Here is an 18806-nt window from a genome sequence, read left to right as displayed (position 1 = left end):
AGTCAGAAAGATGCTCAATTCTTCCACCTAGCTGAAAGGCCATTACCTCACAGAGGATTAGTCTAGGGACTGATTATTGTCATATCAGGAGCAAACTTATGGCCCAAGCAAAACCCAGTTACTCAAAACCCATCTTTGAACAATCATTCACAATTAATAGCTTACAGGCGCAACGTGTCGTTGACCGTGTTTTTAGACGGACGGTCAGTGCGCTTTACGGAATCGATGTCATCCTGCGCATCATTGGCGATGAGAACGAAATTGATGACGTGGAACAGATCATTAGCCAGTTGATCGAGGATTGCGCTAAGGCGGTAGACAACGAACAATCTCGTTTGGACAAATTGATGGAGTCCAACGGCATCGATGAAGTACCTGACTACACCGACCCGATTACCTTCAACGCTAAAATCAGCTCGCCTCAGGTTGGCCAGTTTGTCGGCTTAGTGCGCAAACTCGATTCGTTGATGATCTCAATGGACACACTCTGGTTATCTAGCGTGCTTAGTAACAAGCAACGTGTTGATGGCAACTACGCATGGCAACAGCGCATTATCAAACTTGCACGACGCATTATTGATATCGAAATTCGTGCACGAAAATCAGCCCAAGCTAAGGGTAAAGAAGCAGAAGTTGAGCAAGCGGTGCCTTCAACCGATGACGATATCACTGAAGAGGAAACAGATACTCCCGCCAACTAGCGAACGGCTCCCATCACACAGCCCCTCTTGAAGGGGCTTTTTCAAGATACGACGCAAGGCTTGCGCTGCATATAACTATTCAAGCATTGGTTATATATGATTTTTGTAAGCGTGGTAGTTATCGAGTACTTGATGATAAAGCATGGCCGACTTTTTTCTTGCGGCAGGATGGAAGGCATTGATGAAGACAACCCCGTCATTAACATGCACTCGTTCGCTAACTTTTTTAAGCTCAGGGAATACGTAACGTTTAACTTGATTATATGTGCCGCAAAGCACAACAATATCAGGGTTAATCAACTCAATTTGCCTTCGAACAAAAGGGGCAAATTCTTTGGCATGGGCGTCAAATGATTTTTGGTCGGTTCGCGCACTTCCAGATGTTTTCCTTATATTTATGTATGCAATATTCTTAACTGCATTTTTTTCATTTAATTTAGCATCTCTCAGTGACGGCACAGCCCCATCATATTTTTGAAGTCCGTAAGCCCAACGCCCCACCCGACGAAGAACCTTTCCTCGCCACCATCCACTTGCCTTCACCTCAATAGCCCTATTAATAGCGTTGACAATATTTTGCTTTGCTTCATTTGTTTCCTTTAAAACAAACAAAACTTTTTTACCACAACTATCCCAGTCCTCAGTTGAAATCACTCCATCGTAGTTGAAATACCAATCCTTCGGGAATGCCTCTGACCATGCAACCATTAACTTATCAAGACAGTCTATTTCTGAAACATATTTATCATCCATAGGAAAACTCAGGCTGGTTCTTATAAAACATCATTTGGATAGATGGGTAGTTCCATTAGGTAGCCATTCAATATTTAAAGTGCCACCACCAAAACGCACAATCCCTTCCTTTTTCGGCAGCTCGTTACATTGACCTCGGTATTCTATGAAATTATCCAGAAGTTCAAGCAAGTGTAATTTGAAGCCTGATTCGGTGACCTGATCAAAAATGTCATCTTCAAGAGTCCAAGATGTTCCGCTTAGGCGGTCTTCGTCATCTTCCGCACGAAACACCACCTCACCCGACACCTTCACAATGTCAGGGTGTTGTTTTGAAAGCATAGACAAACGAGTAGCTTCAAAGTTTTGATCGAAATTAGGCATTATTAATTTTCCTTTTATCATAAATTTTATATGTGCCAGACTATCAGCTTTTCCTTTTTGCAGCAGCCTCCTAAGTCTGAAAATGGTAAAAAAATAAGAGCAAATTGCGCACACGCTGAACAGAAAGTATAAGAGGCCCAAAGTACCAAATTGGTTACCTTAAGGCGCAATAAGCTCATTAAAGTAACCATGATGGAACATTATTGGCGGAGCTATTTGAAAAGGATACGCTCAATTATTCCCCGAAATTTCTTCCGTCGCCTCCTGACGCAGTTTCTGGGTATCCATTCCGTTTAGCCGTTCAATAGCTCTGTCTGCGGCACTGTGACGGTTTCCATCAACGTTTAGCGTACTTCCTGAGCCAGTGAGTATTTCGAGATCCAGTGACGGTACTTTGGGTAGGTTGCCAGTTATCGACAAGATACCTATCCATTCATCCAGATTGACTTGGCTCCAATCCACCTGGTTTAACTGACTCGCGGTCAATCCTTCACAGTTAGGAGATTTCGCACTGCCCCAGCCAAGGCCCAATTGAGGACGCACTTGTTCCTGAATGATCCGTGAAAGCGGCGAAGTAAAGCAGCAATATGATTGCCGTTTCTCAACACAGGCACCTAAGAACTTAGACTTGCAGTAAGAGCCCACGTAATGGCAACTCTTCAATACCCGCTTGGCGTTCATTTCAAACTCACTCTGCTCACATTTCCAGATAAGCTGAATGAGGATCATGGTGACTGAATAAATCATGTAGGCCGTCATAACCGTACTCAGAACCGCACCCGCAGCGCCACCCAGCGCAAAGTTACCACCCGAAACGACACCATCTGCTCCAACTGCGCCACCAACGTTACTAAACAGTGCCGATTGCGCCCCCGACCCAAAGGTCGAGCCTACCCATTCAGCCGTTTTGTTGGTCAACACCTGCATGAAGCCAGTCGCAGCTTGCTCCGCTCCCGCGCCAGCAGCCGTTGATGGCCCAGCCCCCATGAGAGAGTCCCATGCAGACACAAAAGGCTCTTTAACCGCACTCCAGGTACTGGTGATTGGTTCCCTGAGCGTATTCCACGAACCATAGATTGCCGAAGACGGATTCATGGCCATGACTGCCGTATCAAGCTTGTTAACCGCCACTATCATCGTGATGTAATCCGATAACGACACGCCACTTGGCTTTTCACAGCAATCCACTATGCCACCAACGGCTTTTTTGCACTGGCCAGCATTACCTTTAAAGACCGTACACTCGACGTTATCTTGGCCATCAGCTCCCGTACATGACATATCATTGGTCATAAACTGCGCCGCATTAAGCATCGCTGCGGCTTCTGCAAAGTTAGCCTGCTTGATTGACTCTGGCTCTAAACAATCTGTGCCCATACAGCGAACTGGCCCCTCACAGTTGTATTGAGTTTCCATTCGTGCATTTTGCACTTCAACGCTTTGTCCGCAGTCATACACCAAACTTTGGATATAGCAGAAGCCTTCATGACCAGCCCCGCCTTCAGTGCATTCGGTTCTGACGTACTGGCAGGCCAGGTTTTGCTCCAGCGCGGCACACGTATTGGTGGTCGTGTTTTGTCCGTTATTAACGATGGTTTGTGTATTACCATTGGCATCTACCCAGCTATCTGAGCTGCCCATGTTGAACTCTGGATGAGCAGTCGAAGCATTGTAGGTCGCTCTTGCCCTCCAGCATGAGAGCCCCAGTCCATCAGAACTGCCGCGACTGGTTAAATGAGCAGGAGACGAAACTACCGCCGGATAAAGGCTTCCAAGATTGGCCAACTCGCCACTACCAACCGTTAACCCGTCGATTCGTTTTGTGCCCGTATCCAAACACTGCCACTGCACCGCAGTAAACTGATCCGTTTGCATCAAGCATTGGTCTATGCCCGGATCACTTGATTGATGAACAACGTCTTGCTCTAAGTATTTGCCAGAGAAGGCCAATGAAGCGCTCAGTTTCGCAGGAGCCAAACACTTCTGAACTTCTCGGCTGCAAGTATCGAAATCGACTTTGTTCCAGCCGGATTCGCATCTGGAACGAGTGACTTCCTGAGGTTCATGCCACGAAATAATCGACCCATTAACAACTTTACACAATGAACCAACCAAGGTTCCTTTTGGACACGTCATTTCAGGGTATTTAATCGACGGTTTCGTCTCAGTCACCGTTTCCTTATTGCCCGTCAGTGAGAGTGTCGTTTTCCAGCCATTTGCCTTGGATGGCAACTCGGTGATTTTTATCTCAGTATTTTGATTATCAAACACTCTCAGCGTCGCGTTTCCAGTTTGCATAGTGCTGCTGTGCTGTGGAACAAAGCTGAGCGTTTCAGAGCTAAAGCAACCGCGCTCAATGGACCAGCTTTGTTGATGGGTTTCAGCGGATACACGTCGTTCTAACTGACACTCAGTAAGCGTGCTGATCTTCTCGCACACCTGGTAATCCGGTACATGCTTGGTTTCAGTAAATGGCGTAATCGTCTGAGTAGGATCACAGGCCTCAAAACTACTTGGCATAAGGTTGGATACCACACACTTTGGATCGCTGGTTTGCAATCCACAGTCATAGGTATCGGTAAAACGAATGCATTCACCTTTATCATTGGTTTCGGCACATTCTGACGACATGAAGCCACATGAAGGATTCTCTTCAAGCACTTGGCAGGCCTGATTTTCAATCCCCTTATAGCTTTCATCATCCACACTGACTTGTACACGCCTACACAAAGGCGATATGCCAGCCACAGGGCTAGGGGCAAAATAGGATTCACAAACTGAAACACCATTGACCACCGTACATCCGTTGGTTGAAGAAGGCTGATCCGTGCATTGAATGCTGTAGTCTGAAAACTTCGTCGGGATATCCGCTGCTTGTTCGATACAGGACTCTGGTGACCAACTATCATTCATCACCACCTTGGTTGGATCAAAGCGCACCTTGATGCGTGCATACCCCTCACCACTACCCGTTACCGATACGCGAATTTTGACTGGCACTTCTAAACCTGGTTCTACCGCTTTTAGCCTGGCTGTGAGATCGGTATTAGGATTGCGCTCCCAACTGGTACTGAGCTCGCAGCGACCTGCCGTCTCTGGTGGAAAATTATTGTTCGGCCCAGACCAGACTTTCTGATCGCCAAGCCACACTTGCATGTAGTCATCCCATTTTGCGTACTCAAGAACGGCTGAGGTAATCGCATCGGGGTTCACGACTTTGAGTGTGATGGCCTGTTCGAACACTTTACAACTACCACTCCAGTAGTTGTCGCCAATACGTCCTATCCAAACTTCAAGACACCCCTCACCACAAGAGCGAAGGTTCATCGGCCCTGAAACATGCTCAATAATGCCTGCCGTGTAATCGTGAGTAATAGTGCAGCTGTTAACCGCTGTATTGAGCCTGTCACATTGCAGGTAATTTGGGCTGCCTTCACCTTGAGACTCACAGCCGGGGAAGCTTTGAGTTAATAGATTGGGGTCAGTTTGAACCGCATCGGTTAATGCCCAAAGGGGATCATTGACCATATCTGGCCGAGACCTGTCTTTGATTTGTTGTAGCGAACGAAATGCCTCACCCGTAGCGCCACTTTCGGATGCCATGCTCTCTTGGCGCTGCGTCCCCAATTGATTCATGCTGGCATCAGAGCCATAAACGCCCGTTAAGACATCCAATGAGCCCTGATCCATACCAGGGAAAAGCTCTTGCAAGTTAATGGACTCATTACCACTGCCATTCGGCACCGACAATGTATTGCCATTGAGTGCGGGCATCGTCCAGTTTTGCAGCAATTGCTTACCTTCTTGTTGTCCGCTTAGGCCGGATTGGCGCTGTACATCAGCGGCCACACCATGTAAGGGCAAGCACGCCATAGTGATTGATAAAACACCCGCTAAAACTCGGGTAAAAAGTGTTGGTTTCATATTTAACCTCCCGAGTTACAGCAGTCTTGCCAGCGCCACAAAATGTAGAGCGCATCTTCACCGGCACCAGGGATTGTTCGCCACTCTCCCCATTTCATGGTGCTTTCACCGATGACATGCGCACTTTCAGTTTCCGGCACAGGGAAGAACATACTCATCTTGTATTGTGATTTCGGCAGCATGGGTTCGATAACAGGTCGGCATAGCGCACTGTTCCCCATTGTTCGTCTTGCAAGACCACGCCTGTGTTGAGCCGCGATTGCACGCGCCGCTAAATGACTGGTGTTTTCTGCTAATGAACCAAAGGCTAAGGTGTGGCCAGATAACGGATAGAGATGTCCCCAACTGCCAGCACACCAAAACAACTGGTCGATGGGTTTACCAAGCGTTGATGAGGCAGCGTCAGCGGTACAAGCAGAGATAGCTAATGGATTGGCAACGGCAGCCGCTTCAGGCTGAGTAAAAAAGGCCAGTTCATCGTTCAGCCATGTCGGGTCCAATTCCGACAAATACATCAAGTCAAAGTCCATGTAACCATCGGCATTGCAATTGCCATCCATGAACAAATCGAGCATGACCAAAAGCGGAAAGGCGTAATAATGGTAATGGTAGAAAGCGAGATCACCGGTATCGTATTCACCCTCACCATGACCACCTTGCAATCGCCTATCACCTAACGGTAAGCGAATCCCTCCCAGTGAAGGCGAACAACCTGGCGTTCTGACCAGTTCAATCAAACGCGCTGGCTCCCACATGCTGGTAACAATACCTGGCCTTGGCACACCTAAGTTATCTTCACATAAGCAAAACGACTTGTTTGATGCGCCGCTTGGGACATTACCAGAGCCAAGAGGAAGACCGGCAACCCGGATAGGAAAAATGCATGACCAGCAAACATCCGTCAGCAACTTGCCGGACAATAACCCCGCGTCTGGGCAAGTCAATTCGGCTTTTGCAGGAATAGAGGCGCTTAGGACAAACATGACAACGAGAGTCCGCATCAGACGATACGTATTATTGAGCTTTTTCATGAACAAGCTCCTTTGCTGGAATTTCTTCTATTTCAAACGCGAGTCCCTTTGCTTGAACAAACGATGGAGTGACTTGCAGATCAAAGCGCTGCTTTAGCGAGGCATTGAGAAGGTAAACCGGACTGTCCAATGTCTTTTCGAGCGCATTGAGGCGATTCCAACCTTGCGCACGGTCGAGCTGCGTGGTGATAAGCGTAATGCGGCGCAGTGTCCTATCTTGTCCCTCAAGCCAATGCGCAACTGCGTCCACCTCTTCAGCGTTCGACGCATTAAACACCACAAGCTGCTGAGTAAATGGCAAGGCTTTGAGCGGGTTAACACGCGTTCCTGCTGGGATCAATGTTCGACCATTAGCATCCAATAGTGGCCGCTGCATGACGATGGTTGGATCAACCGTTCTTATCCGATACTGCGTGGCTTTGGGTAAGTCAGTGAATGTTTGGCGAGACCAGAAACGCTCAATGGCTTTTTTCTTTAATGCGCCCAGGTCAATCGACTGTAATCGCTGCATCGCCACTTGCATCAAATCCGGTTCTAAAATCGAATGAATCGGACCGCGTTGACCCAATGAACCGGTATTGCCGGTTTCAATTTGACGCTGCAACCAGTCCTTGCTGTAAACCCCTAGTGCACTTGCAGTCACCTTGTCATCTTCTATGCGGAAAATGGCAGGCACGCTAGTCACCCGCCAGTGCACAAAGGCTTTCGGATCGATTCGAACCTGAGGAACAGGATCAAGTCCCGCCATCAGGGTATGCCAATCACGGATAGCCGCCCCCAAGGTCTTTCCTTCAGGAATTCCCCGAAACAACACAATAGCACCGGTAACACTGGCCTCTTTAAATAGTTGCTTCAGTGACGAATCCCCCAATGAGGACGACGCAAATATCAACCATTCATCGTTGTGTTTGAGCGACACAGGTTGTTCAACCGGTGCAAAAGGCTCGATAAATTCAGATGAACCATCCACAGCACTTTGTAAAATGCTGCGGCTCATTTCGACGATATTTTTGTCCTCGTCAGACAACGGATAAGGCTCTTGTGCCCAGGACACTTGAACCCAAGCCAATGGAGCAACCAACAAAAATAAGAGGTATAGTCTTCTCATCATCCACCTCCTACCAAAGCGGCCAAGCGCGACCGACAATCTGCTCGCGCTTAACGGCATTCCAATAGCGGGAGTCGAAACTCGTTGCTGCCTCGCCGGAAAACCAATATTCGTTTTCTTGCAGCGTCAATGAACGGCTAAATTCTGTTTCAGCCACACCAAGACGCTGGGCTAATGCCATGCCGGTAGAGACTTGAGCACCATTCACCAGCACATGCTCAGGAGTCACATTGACTTCATCCCCAGGCATCCCTGTTAGGCGTTTCAGCATCCGAGTACCGTCGTTATATAACGGAGCAAGTCCTTTTGAGTGGAAGGCATACAAACCATCCTTAACGGGCTCTTTATTCCATAGGTCAATCAGATACACCGTGGTATCAGGCAGGCAGCGCTCTTGCTGGGTATCAATACCTATTCGGTAGCGCATCATGGCGTAGGTGCCTACCAAGGCCATGATTAACGCAAGAACGGTCAACCGAATGAAATATGGCCGCCAAGGCATTCTTTTACGGAGTATCTGCATGAGACACCTCCTTTGAGCCTACTGGCACAAATATGGAATCATCAGCACCCACCACCGCTTGGGCATCCAGCACGATAAAACCGGCTGCTTTTAACTTTTCAATTTGCTGATTGGTCTGAAGCAACCTGGATTCGATGTCTTGTTCGCTGGCATTGGGGCCCAGTGACAACACCGCCTCCCCAAAATCTACGACTGCAATGGGCGTACTTAACGCCAACTGGCTGTGGATGGGTTCGAGTGTTTTCATTAAAAGCCAGCTGGTCATTAAACCGCTACCAGCAATAGACAAAGTAATAGAGGCCATAAATGGCCAAAGCGTGGACTTATTCATAGCCTCGCTCCTTCAACAACTGAGAGATGGCATCAGCAACAGAAAGGCCTTTGCGCGTTAACTGCTTAATCGCGTTTACATCTTCTGCACGGGACGAGTACAACAGCTTGTGAAACGGATCGACGATGAGGCGGCCAATCCCGGTGCCCATCTCGGTAATAAAGAAAATTTCGGAATAGACACCCGTGACGGTATGAACCGTTTTCAGGTATTCATAACCGCCTTCACCTAGTGGCAAGCGGCCTTCTTTTTTGAGCGCGTTGATGGTTTCAGCTTTTTGGCCAAGCAGGTACATATTGGCCGAGTTTTCAGCGATGGCTTTACCTGTAGGGCTGTCATACAAATCGTTGACCGACTGCGTTACCGTTACAGCACTGCCGCCATATTTTCGAAATCGACGGTAACCCGTCTCGATAAACTTACCGACATCACCTTGAGTCAGCAGATCCCAGGCTTCGTCAATGAACACAATCTTGCGACGATCCCGCTCACCTAAGTACATCTCTTGTTGGATTTGGTAGATAAGCTGAAGCAACACCACTTGTTGTAGGTGCTTGCGCCCCTTGAGCTCTTCTAACTCCAGAACAGTGAAACGGTTTTTGAAACGAATATTGTTGTGACCATTAAAGAAACGGCCATATTCGCCCTGTGTCGTAAACGGATAGAGCTGCTCACCCACGTCTTGCACACGACGGTCTTCATGATTTTTTAAGGCCTCAGCCACATCATCAACCAACATGGCACGACCTTTTTTCTCCCACAGTTCACGGGTCTGACGCTTTAGGTTGGCCATCTGAAAATCAGTTAATGACTGCGTAGGTGCGGCCATTGCGGCCAATAGCCCAACCAGCACATCCGCTTCTTCGTCATAGTCCTCAACGATTTCAAACGGATTCAAGCAAATGCCACTGTCTCGCCCGAACTGTAAGAACTCACCGTCATAGACTTCACACAGCTTTTCATAAGAGCGGCCAACATCAATCACCCAGCATTGCCCGCCTTCTGATAAGTAGGAAGAGATGATTTCGTTCACCAGGAATGACTTACCCGATCCCGATTGCGCCGCGATGCAACAATTGTAATTACTGCCCGAGTCATAAAGGGACACACTCATGATCTGGCCATTACGGGAAACAAAGTTAATCACCGGCGTGCCAGTGCCTTTCCAATCCGCAAACAAAGGCAACAGAGGGATCACATGCCGTGTCGCCATGGTCTTGAATCGAAACAAGTCGTTCATCGCTTGGCGGTCAGCACCAAATGGCAAGGCATTCAGGAAAATGGGCAAACAGAAGTACTTGTCTTCCATCAGCTCAAATCCGAGTTCTTTGAAATAAGTTCGAGCATTTGAAACAGAGCTGATGGACGCTTCTTCCGTTGGTGAAAACAGCGTCAAAGTCATATTGGCCCGAATAGGACGATCACCTTCTTGCAAAGCTTCAAAAAGAACATCAAATCCCTTTTTCTTGGCTGCAAGCACCGGCACAAACTTGAGCATCGGGCCATAGGCCTGATTGACCGCCCATTGACGCTTCGTCTCTAGACGAGATCTCATCGCCTCGGCTGAGGGAAAGTGAATGGTGACATTCAGCAAAAAGCTTCCGCGTAAACCGCGACTACCCGTCATCATATCGCCCGCAAAACTTGCGGCATGACCAAACCAGATCCGCTCAGGCAAGCGCTTAAATGATAAGGTTTTAACTCGGTAATCGCCCAGCATCAGACCTTGGCTATCCACCTTGATAGCTCGGTCATAATCCAACACTTGCTCTCGAAGTGGTTTATCAGCCTCACTGCGGATTGGTGATGGATTACGCCAGGAAGCACCTTTTCCCCAGTTAAGCTGCGCACTTAATGCTGCGAGCCAGTTTCGGTCAGTCATTTCAGTGACGCGAAAACCAACCGTTGCCAGCGCTTGCGAGAAAGAAGCCCTAAGCGCGGATGCTCGACTCAACTCACGCTCCGTCGGTATAGGACTTTCCAAAGGCAATTTGCAAGTGACGATCAGTTGAAAGTTGCGTACCTGAGTCTGGGTTGATTCTTCTATCGGTTGAACCGTGCCCCCATCGAGGAAGTCCGCACGTTTGCGTATCGACGCCCTGAGCAATGGATCGGATTGACGATGCCGTAAGCCCATCATGCGCTGAAGGTCGGTTTGAATATCAGGCGAGGCGTACAGGCCAAATTGCAGCAAAGTGTCTTTTGGCCAGTCGTTGTTGAGTAGAACATTAACCCTGTCTGCAACAGACTCATCACCACCGGGCAAGGGGTCACATAGAAAACCAAAGCCAACACTTTGGTCTTCCATGAAAAACAGTTGCTCATCGTCGGAATAGGCCAATACAGGCAATAGCTCTGAAGCGCGTTGCCCTGAATACAGAGAGGCTTTCATTAACGCCCCTCCAACCAAGCAGAAAGATCATAAGGACGGCCTCGGCTGATGCGACCATCATTGGCGACAATGAAAGGCACACCTTGAATGCCCAGGATTTGAGCCGTCACCAAAGTACGCTGCATTGGTTCTAAGTTGCAGGCATCATCCTGTTCTAGGTTACCAATCCGGCCATTGAGCAATGCATCGGTGGCCGATTTTTTGTCACGCGCACAGCCAAGCTGGCGAACCTGACGCTCTGAATCAGGACCAAGCACTGGCACAGGGAGAATTTGGAAGGTGTATTCTTTGGTTAACGGTAAGGCTTGTTTCAAAAGCTCATGGCAGTGCGGGCATCGTGGATCAACAAAGACCACCACTTTCTTTTTGCCTTCGCCCAGCGTCAGTGGGTTCAAATCATCCATTTTTAAGCCAAGACGACTTAAGTCCAGCGTGTTTCCCGCTTCTCGAATTTCTTCAAGGCTGGTAAGCGGCTTTTTGGACCAGGCATCATAGAGCGTGCCATCAATGACGAACCGGCCACTGTCTGACATGAAAACAATACGGCCATTGCTTTCGACCGCTTTCATACCCGTGACCGGCAAAGAAACCATGCCGTCAATTTTGCCAACGGGCGACACTTCAGACACAGGTTCAGCTTGAACCAATGGAGACAGCGCAAGCGCCAGAATAATTGGAGATAGTTTTCGCATGAGGAGTCCTCGTTAATGTAAATCGAGGCTCCAGTCTATGCAGTTGTCCTATGTGGACTCGGTTAGATAGATTGAAGAATTTGTCGTCTTGCTAAGCAGCACCAACACCAAATCTTAATGAAAGCAATCACGCACTAAAATAAATCAATTGTCTCTCATATACTTTTGCAGAGTTTTTTGATCCACTTTCAATGCTTCTGCGGCTTTAACCCATGTCCCGAATTGCTTTTTGGCAGCTGTTGCAAATTCCTTATGAAACGCTTTCGTTAACTCATCCTTAGTTGTCTTGGATAAATCACCAAATGCAAACCTTGTGTCAGGACTATCCCCTTGGATAGCAGGCTCGCCCAACGAAGCTAATGAGCTAGAGATTGCCGACTCTGTAGTTTGGGAGCTCAAAAACGCACAAGACATGTATGCTAGCTTTTTGAGGTCACGTAAGTTACCTGGTAAATATGCCGAGTTAAAAAACTGGATTAATTCATTTGATACTGGAGCTTCCGCAGGCAGATTGGGGTTAACATTAACTTCCTGCCAGATTCTTTGCCAATCGGACAATATATCTTCTCTGCATGCCCGAAGTGGAGGTATTGTTATTGTCAGCATGGATACACGATCAAAGAAATCAGCATCGAGTATCGCTGCCAATTGCTCAAGTGATTTATTACTCGCGCAAACTAGCTCAAAGTCAGATGCTTCCTCAGTGTCACTTCCAACAGGGCGAAAACTGTGATGGTTATCTTGAAGCACTCGAACCAGCTTTCGCTGAACCGAAGTTGGTAAATCTTGAATCTCATCCAAAAACAAAACTTTTCCATTTGCTTCTTTCAAAAGTCCATTGCGATCCTTTTCCGCCCCAGTGAAGGCACCTTTTACGTGGCCAAACAACATACTATCAACCACTTGAGAATCTAGTCCTCCACATGCAAGCGTAACAACCTGCTTTTGCTTTACCTTACCGACAACGGTTTCAATTAGCCTCGTTTTCCCTGTACCACGTTCACCCAGTACAAGTAACGGAGCTTTGGGAACACAAGAGAACTGCTTTAACGTTTGTAATGCATCCTGCCTTGCTTTTGATTTAGGGTCTAAATCGTAAAGGGCGTAACCGCCCTCTGAACTTGAAATAGCAGAGATCTCTGCCAAATACGTATTTACACTGAAATCAACTTTGGCAATGCTGGTTCTTTTGGTATCGGGGTTATATTGTGATGACCAGAGGATTGTTTCGCGTGGAAAATGCCCCCGAGCATGAAGAATCAACCAAACCGCATGCATCGCCGGAGTTCCCGGCGATACATTGATATGAAGATTCTGTTCAAGCTTTAGCTCTGGAATAATCTCAGACTCTATTGCGTGATAAATTTCGTTGTGATCAGCTGGGTTCTCGATAGCTACAGTTCGAAAGGTAATCTGTATATCGCCAAATTCATGCTCTTTGTACAGACTGTTATCACCAGCTGACTGAGTAAGAACAATGACTTTGCCAACATAAACTTTACGATTCTTAAGCCGCTTTAACGCTTCGTCTAATACCTCAACCCCAGCTCTTTTTGAGTGCCAACAAAGCAGTGTATTTTTGTTATCCAAAGTTACGCCTCCAATACAATTCGGGCGTTTGGCAATTCACTTTGCTTCAGCCTTTTTGCCATGGCAAGTTCGTATTCTTGACGAACTGTAATAGCTAACTGTTTTTTTGTCAGTCGAACAACCTTTGGCTCATAACTTTTTCTAGGCGCTCCTGAATCCTGCTTCTTAGAAGTTTCACCCTTAGCCGTTAAAGGTTTGAAATACTCTGGACTGGCGTTAGTGATAACTGGCGGCTCTATACGCCATTTATACTCAATCTTGTGCGATGTTTTTTCCCGCCAGTTTGCATTGGGTATTTTTGGTTGCTTATCCATATCAGACAAACAATCTGCTTTTATAGGAGATAACTCAACAATGTCTACTTCGCTGACTGAGTACCTCTTGAATGTATTATTTTCCCAAGCTTCAAAACCACCAGAAATCATCCCTAGACTCATATCGATGTTCAATTCATTGTGGCTATTAGTTAAAAACATATCTAAGCAGTTCATCAGCTCTTTTACCTGAGTACTGGTGAGTTTTACGCCTAACTCAAAGCCTTGATCCATACCATGCGCTTGAAAATTGGCCGACATCACCATGCCATGCATTCCATCTACTACAATCGCTTTGGCATGTAGCCATTTAAAACACGTCACCGATGCACCAGCCTGTTTCATAGCCAACAACGCTGGCATGGCTGCTGGTCTTTGGCGAGATAGAATGGTGACTTTTAGCCCCGACTTCGCACGTTCACATATTGCTTTTACAAGCTGATGGTCCTCTTGCCATCCAAAACTCGATATGATGAGTTCATTTTCCGCTTGATTGATCAACGCTAATGCGTGCTCCCTAATTCGAGCGTCTTCACTCGATGTGACCAGTATTTCAGTTAATTCCCTTGGATATCTGACATTGCCCGGCGACTTATATGCTGAGAATTCACCACGGCTTGTCATATGGTGCTGCGCACTCTCGAAGATTGCCCAACGGAACACATTCACGATCTCAGCTATTTGATGGCGTGAAAGCGCGACCCCCAGCTCTTCATTTCGTAAAAGTGCTTCTTCTGTAAGGTTTGCCGTTAAAAGCAACCCTTTAGCATTACCAGTTTCATGTAATGCGTCTATAACAACGGCTTTTGCGTGGAAATGCGGCGCAGATGCAAAGTGAACATGTCCAGACAATTTGTTTAACATTTCCTTATGCTGCACAAGACACTTCTTACCAAAGTCATCGTCAGGCACATCGCCATCAAGACGAGTCTCACATGCCAATAGTATGTACACACGAACTTTGCGCTTTGCAGCTTTTAGGACAGCAGATTCGACATTCTCATCAGCAAGCAAAAACGTACTAAGAATAACCGAGTGCTCAGCATTATCGATTAATTCGACAACTCTTGATTGCAGCTCATTGCAGAACAAAGAGCTACCAATATGTTGCGGATCAGATACCTTTTTAGGTAAAACAGGCAAAAGCACAGGGGGCAACTTGGTATTTGATTGATCAACAATCTTAGTTTCAGTCTTAGTAAACTTTTCAATTAGATTCATCACTATTATTCCTTATAGGTTCCAATCATGGGCTGCAATGACATGCCAGGTATGCTGATTTTGCTGGTCTTCTTCAGTCCAAAACTGATTTGCCAACTCAGCCCTATCAGGTAGTGTGAAATTCCAACTTTTAAAAGGTTCGAGTGCTTTTTCTCTCCAAAATTGGTACTTGCTATTAGTGGCATACATATTGATATTTTTCTCTAATCTCCATTCAGCCCACTTTTTAGCATCCAATTCAGTCAATGCTGATATAGAAATATTGTGTAACTTCATCGCATCAAACGAACCCAACTTGTGAACAGATGGTCTTTTTACGCTTACCGAGCGCTTCATATTGATTCGCTCAGATTCAGTAGTATTTTCGAAAACCACTGACAAGATTTCCGTTCGCTCATCCCATTGTTCAAGCAAGCCCTCACTATGCAGAAGTACTTTCAAAACTTGCTGACGACTGATTGGTTCAACCCGACGTGAAAATATAAGATCCTTTCCGCGCTTCACATCGACATTGCCATCAGTCACATTCCACTCGATGTAATACGGTTTTCCTTGAGGTGAGATGCGCTCACCTTTGAGTTCAATTTTGTCAACGCGTACTTCCGAACCTCCACCTATTGGTTCAACCTTCAGGCCACGAACGTCTTTGACTAGTTGAGGAACCTCAACGAGTCGCTTTGCTCTTTCATTTAGCTCATTTCTGTTTTTTCCAAGTCCGATCGACGCTGCACTAGGCTCTGTGTGCGCATCAATAGTAAGAAGTGGATGAGGCAATAAAGGCTCATGACAAACGCAAAGGCTCCAACACCCATCTTCTGGCACTAGGATTTGATCTTTCTCAAGAGCAATCAGTCCTGATTCAGTGAGCCTGTATTGGTCTCGATTAGACTCAGCAAGCCCATATAATCGACATATGTTTAGTAACCTATCAGCAACGACACGACGTCCGATTTTGTCCCCAAATAAATGCTCGGAGCACTCAGCAGAACTCGCATTCGGATTATCTTGAAGGAATTGCAGCACGCAGTTAATTTCTGGACGGCTATCTGCCAGCGCGATTTCACCCTGTATGATCCAACTTTCAGTCTTAATTTCTCGTTTTAGTATGATGTCCTGGCTCATAGTGCCTCCTGTGCTTCAGTCTCGATTGTTGTAGACCAGTAAGAATTGCTGGCAAAAGTACCTAACACACCCGATGCCTTTTGCATTGCAGTGCGGTTTCCGTACACAATGAGCTGATGCTTGGCCCTCGTAATTGCCACATTCAAGCGATTTGGGCTTTCAAGAAAACTCGTGGGATGGTTATTTGCGAAACTAAGCATGACAAAATCAGCCTCATGCCCCTGAAAACGGTCTACGGTACATATCTGAATATCAATATACGGTGAGGATTTTTCACCTCGATAGAAATGCCTTACTCCGTGATGACTTCCCGTCCACTTTCGTAAAGCTCGACGTATAGCTCGCTCTTGAGCCCGATAGAATGCCAAAACAGCTACTTCCCAAGGCTTTTGTTGGTTTTTCTCAACATTTGGGTTTGATTTTGCCCAAGAATCAAAGCGACTTAATTCTTTTAATATTTCTTCTACTTCAGCGGTGATTTCACCTTCTTTGCCTTTTCGACCTTTAACATCGTGCCATATACAACGATGTGAGCCGCTTCGGTATCCCCAGTCCCGCTTTTCAGCTTGGCCATCAGGACTTTGCAGTGCTTTTTCATGGTATATATGTACTCGGGAAAACTCGGCAATGTCTGGATGCATTCTGTGCTGGTAACTAAGCCGTATTTGTCGTTGTTCCAAAACACTGGCTGGAAGTCCATCAGACAGAGCGGTGCCTTGTTTCTGATACTCTGTTCGTTCAAATCCAACTTGCAGTGATTCAAGGATAGAAGGCAGTGCGATCCTACGTACCCTGTCTATTGCAGTGAACGTATCTTTTTCTGAGTCAAATGGTAGTAGCGCTTTGATATCTTCCTCTAACTTATTAACAGTTTTAGAACTTCCGTTAGATTCTGTATTTAGGCGCTGTTCGTACATACGAGCCAGTCGCCACGCTAACTGGGATTCCCAGCTATCGGACTCGGTCTTGATTTTTGTACGAGTTAATCTCGAATGCGCTGCAAGTCGCATTTCTAACTTTTCCGGTAACGCAGGCAGCCCCCTTATGGTCGTCAAATCCAGGGGAAGGTGATTAGCATTCTGAGCGATGAACGCTGACGAACCAAGGACTACTGATGCGTAAGGGAGATCTGTCTTCGGACCTTTAGATGATGCAACCAATACATTTTTGGACTTTGCTTGCTGATGATAAAATTCAATTGTCTTTTCATCGTCAGTGCAAACCAAGGATACTTCTCGTTTCTGAATATTGATTTGTCGAGCAGAGAAAATATCTGCGCATGCTTCTCGCTGATAACTATCCTGTAAACATGGCTGCAAATTTACTTCGGTAGCTTCATCATCAACATAAGGTGAAAGCTGTTTTGGATCTCCCACCATGATCCAACGCTTGGCAAGTACCGCTGGCACCAAAAACTCTTGAAAAGTTGTTTTTGATGCTTCATCAATAATCATCACATCGAAGATTGGCGATGTTGATTGTTTATTTTTGATATCAGGATGCTGAAGCAACCCAATAGTTGTCCCGCAAACTAAATTCGCCGCTTCAAGAACAAGACGCTCAACAATATGTTTACCTTCACCGACCTTACTTTTAAGTAACTTCTGACTAACTGAAATGTGCGGTTGTTGCTGAAGATGTTTTAGCAATCTTGTGCGTTCAGTTTTAACAAACTCTTCCAATTGCCATGGCTTTGCCTTTTGAGAAACGCTTGATTTATCTCCAATCCGTACAGGTAACACCATGTCGCGATAAATATTTTCTTCAGACATCATTCGTTCAAGAACATTGTCAACAGCAACGTGTGTTGATGCACAAAGTAAGATCCGCTTACCTCGCTTTATTAATTGAAGAATCAGTTCGCAAATGGCTGTAGTTTTACCAGATCCTGGGGGGCCTTCAAGGAAGGCAAAGTCTGGTGTATTGAGTGCAATATTTACAAACTCACGCTGCTGAGATGTTCCCTCTCTTGCTCCATCGGTAAGAACGTAGTAGTCATGGTTAAATAAGTGCTCATCATAAGGAACATTCGGCCACTTAGCATGATCCTTACCTTCAAACAGCCTCAATAGCGGAAGATGGTGAATAGAAGGGGTGTCTTGTAAGCTTTGTAATGCATTAATCTGACACTTTAACTGGTATGTGTTTGGACGAATAACCAAATAGTCGTGGTCAGGTAAACGATCCAATAACAAGCTGTCATTCTCTACATTTCTGTCCAGGACTGAAATTGCGTTGGATTTATTGAATCCAACATTGCTTTGTGATTTCCCAGTCAAATGCCAACCATAACCGTCTGGACACTCATACGACGACAGCCCATTGCCTAATTCACTCGCAATTTCGTCCGCGTGTTCCTCAGTTGCATAAGCCATTTTAGGTTTACCGTGACTTCTACAATTTGGGCATTCTCTAGCGGCACTACCCACGGCTTTCCATCTAGCGGGGCTTGCTTCGTATACCGTGTCGGTACTTTCATCTAAAAAGAGCTTTAAGTTCTTTTCGAAATCACCGCAGTTATCGGCAGGCTCAACTAATTGTATCCATACTCCACTTTGAGCATCGTCCAGCTTTTCCCAAGCTATCGCTTTAACAGCCTTCGTACTTTCTAGGTACTTTCGAGTGGTGTCTAAATACTTATAAAAGTCACCAAGACCACTCACTGCTTTACTAAGCAGGATGTCTGGCCTGTGAATTCCTAAGTTTGCGTATCTTAATAACGCCATGTTTCGTCCTTTGAT

Annotated in this window: 14 protein-coding genes; 1 reads left to right on the top strand and 13 read right to left on the bottom strand. The window is 46.3% G+C overall.

Translation table 11 applies throughout. The annotated features are described in order from the left end of the window. Positions 1–98 precede the first annotated feature (98 nt). Positions 99–701, top strand: coding sequence for a hypothetical protein (locus WKR14_RS05455; protein ID WP_000035788.1), 603 nt, complete (start codon positions 99–101; stop codon positions 699–701). 90 nt (positions 702–791) lie between these two features. Here the strand turns inward: WKR14_RS05455 and WKR14_RS05450 are convergent, their stop codons facing one another. The 13 genes from WKR14_RS05450 to WKR14_RS05390 form a co-directional block, all read right to left on the bottom strand. Then, complete coding sequence (locus WKR14_RS05450) at positions 792–1454, bottom strand: hypothetical protein (protein WP_000342215.1); 663 nt, start codon at positions 1452–1454, stop codon at positions 792–794. Between the two features lie 30 nt (positions 1455–1484). Beyond that, positions 1485–1817, bottom strand: a complete 333-nt coding sequence (locus tag WKR14_RS05445; RefSeq protein WP_001132435.1) for a hypothetical protein — start codon at positions 1815–1817, stop codon at positions 1485–1487. A 231-nt stretch (positions 1818–2048) separates the two neighbouring features. Next, the gene (gene traN / locus WKR14_RS05440; RefSeq protein WP_276439989.1) at positions 2049–5741 is read right to left on the bottom strand and encodes a conjugal transfer protein TraN; all 3693 of its coding nucleotides are present in this window, start codon (positions 5739–5741) and stop codon (positions 2049–2051) included. A gap of 2 nt (positions 5742–5743) precedes the next feature. After that, positions 5744–6772 (bottom strand): TraU family protein, encoded by a 1029-nt coding sequence (locus WKR14_RS05435; protein ID WP_039995231.1) that lies wholly within the window; start codon positions 6770–6772, stop codon positions 5744–5746. Further along, positions 6756–7880 carry a TrbC family F-type conjugative pilus assembly protein gene (locus tag WKR14_RS05430; protein ID WP_122067053.1) on the bottom strand — a complete coding sequence of 375 codons (1125 nt, stop codon included), beginning with the start codon at positions 7878–7880 and terminating at the stop codon, positions 6756–6758. The genes WKR14_RS05435 and WKR14_RS05430 overlap by 17 nt, the downstream gene beginning before the upstream one ends. 10 nt (positions 7881–7890) lie before the next feature. Next, positions 7891–8403, bottom strand: a complete 513-nt coding sequence (locus tag WKR14_RS05425; protein ID WP_170308436.1) for a S26 family signal peptidase — start codon at positions 8401–8403, stop codon at positions 7891–7893. Further along, positions 8387–8734, bottom strand: a complete 348-nt coding sequence (locus tag WKR14_RS05420; protein WP_011788500.1) for a hypothetical protein — start codon at positions 8732–8734, stop codon at positions 8387–8389. The genes WKR14_RS05425 and WKR14_RS05420 overlap by 17 nt, the downstream gene beginning before the upstream one ends. Beyond that, positions 8727–11126, bottom strand: a complete 2400-nt coding sequence (gene traC, locus WKR14_RS05415; RefSeq protein ID WP_105934069.1) for a type IV secretion system protein TraC — start codon at positions 11124–11126, stop codon at positions 8727–8729. The genes WKR14_RS05420 and traC overlap by 8 nt, the downstream gene beginning before the upstream one ends. Further along, positions 11126–11818 carry a DsbC family protein gene (locus tag WKR14_RS05410; RefSeq protein ID WP_022614418.1) on the bottom strand — a complete coding sequence of 231 codons (693 nt, stop codon included), beginning with the start codon at positions 11816–11818 and terminating at the stop codon, positions 11126–11128. Before WKR14_RS05410 ends, traC begins: the two co-directional genes overlap by 1 nt. A gap of 144 nt (positions 11819–11962) precedes the next feature. After that, positions 11963–13408, bottom strand: coding sequence for a sigma-54-dependent transcriptional regulator (locus tag WKR14_RS05405; protein ID WP_122067052.1), 1446 nt, complete (start codon positions 13406–13408; stop codon positions 11963–11965). A gap of 2 nt (positions 13409–13410) precedes the next feature. After that, entirely contained in the window at positions 13411–14943 is a 1533-nt protein-coding gene (locus tag WKR14_RS05400; protein WP_122067051.1) for a phospholipase D-like domain-containing protein, read from the bottom strand. Positions 14944–14955: 12 nt separating this feature from the next. Next, complete coding sequence (locus WKR14_RS05395) at positions 14956–16065, bottom strand: hypothetical protein (RefSeq protein ID WP_122067050.1); 1110 nt, start codon at positions 16063–16065, stop codon at positions 14956–14958. Next, entirely contained in the window at positions 16062–18791 is a 2730-nt protein-coding gene (locus WKR14_RS05390; protein WP_122067049.1) for a DEAD/DEAH box helicase family protein, read from the bottom strand. Before WKR14_RS05390 ends, WKR14_RS05395 begins: the two co-directional genes overlap by 4 nt. Positions 18792–18806 lie beyond the last annotated feature (15 nt).

Origin of the sequence: Shewanella chilikensis (assembly GCF_037953065.1) — a bacterium.
Lineage (GTDB): Bacteria > Pseudomonadota > Gammaproteobacteria > Enterobacterales > Shewanellaceae > Shewanella > Shewanella chilikensis.
Note: the sequence above shows the minus strand (reverse complement) of the source record. Positions and strands in the feature narration are given on the sequence as shown.

What these genes read in the sequence shown, in the direction of transcription:
- WKR14_RS05420 (WP_011788500.1), bottom strand. Translation starts at nt 8,734, where the DNA reads ATGAATAAGTCCACGCTTTGGCCATTTATGGCCTCTATTACTTTGTCT.
- WKR14_RS05445 (WP_001132435.1), bottom strand. Translation starts at nt 1,817, where the DNA reads ATGCCTAATTTCGATCAAAACTTTGAAGCTACTCGTTTGTCTATGCTT.
- WKR14_RS05450 (WP_000342215.1), bottom strand. Translation starts at nt 1,454, where the DNA reads ATGGATGATAAATATGTTTCAGAAATAGACTGTCTTGATAAGTTAATG.
- WKR14_RS05390 (WP_122067049.1), bottom strand. Translation starts at nt 18,791, where the DNA reads ATGGCGTTATTAAGATACGCAAACTTAGGAATTCACAGGCCAGACATC.
- WKR14_RS05410 (WP_022614418.1), bottom strand. Translation starts at nt 11,818, where the DNA reads ATGCGAAAACTATCTCCAATTATTCTGGCGCTTGCGCTGTCTCCATTG.
- WKR14_RS05430 (WP_122067053.1), bottom strand. Translation starts at nt 7,880, where the DNA reads ATGAGAAGACTATACCTCTTATTTTTGTTGGTTGCTCCATTGGCTTGG.
- WKR14_RS05425 (WP_170308436.1), bottom strand. Translation starts at nt 8,403, where the DNA reads ATGCAGATACTCCGTAAAAGAATGCCTTGGCGGCCATATTTCATTCGG.
- WKR14_RS05395 (WP_122067050.1), bottom strand. Translation starts at nt 16,065, where the DNA reads ATGAGCCAGGACATCATACTAAAACGAGAAATTAAGACTGAAAGTTGG.
- WKR14_RS05400 (WP_122067051.1), bottom strand. Translation starts at nt 14,943, where the DNA reads ATGAATCTAATTGAAAAGTTTACTAAGACTGAAACTAAGATTGTTGAT.
- traC (WP_105934069.1), bottom strand. Translation starts at nt 11,126, where the DNA reads ATGAAAGCCTCTCTGTATTCAGGGCAACGCGCTTCAGAGCTATTGCCT.
- WKR14_RS05435 (WP_039995231.1), bottom strand. Translation starts at nt 6,772, where the DNA reads ATGAAAAAGCTCAATAATACGTATCGTCTGATGCGGACTCTCGTTGTC.
- WKR14_RS05455 (WP_000035788.1), top strand. Translation starts at nt 99, where the DNA reads ATGGCCCAAGCAAAACCCAGTTACTCAAAACCCATCTTTGAACAATCA.
- traN (WP_276439989.1), bottom strand. Translation starts at nt 5,741, where the DNA reads ATGAAACCAACACTTTTTACCCGAGTTTTAGCGGGTGTTTTATCAATC.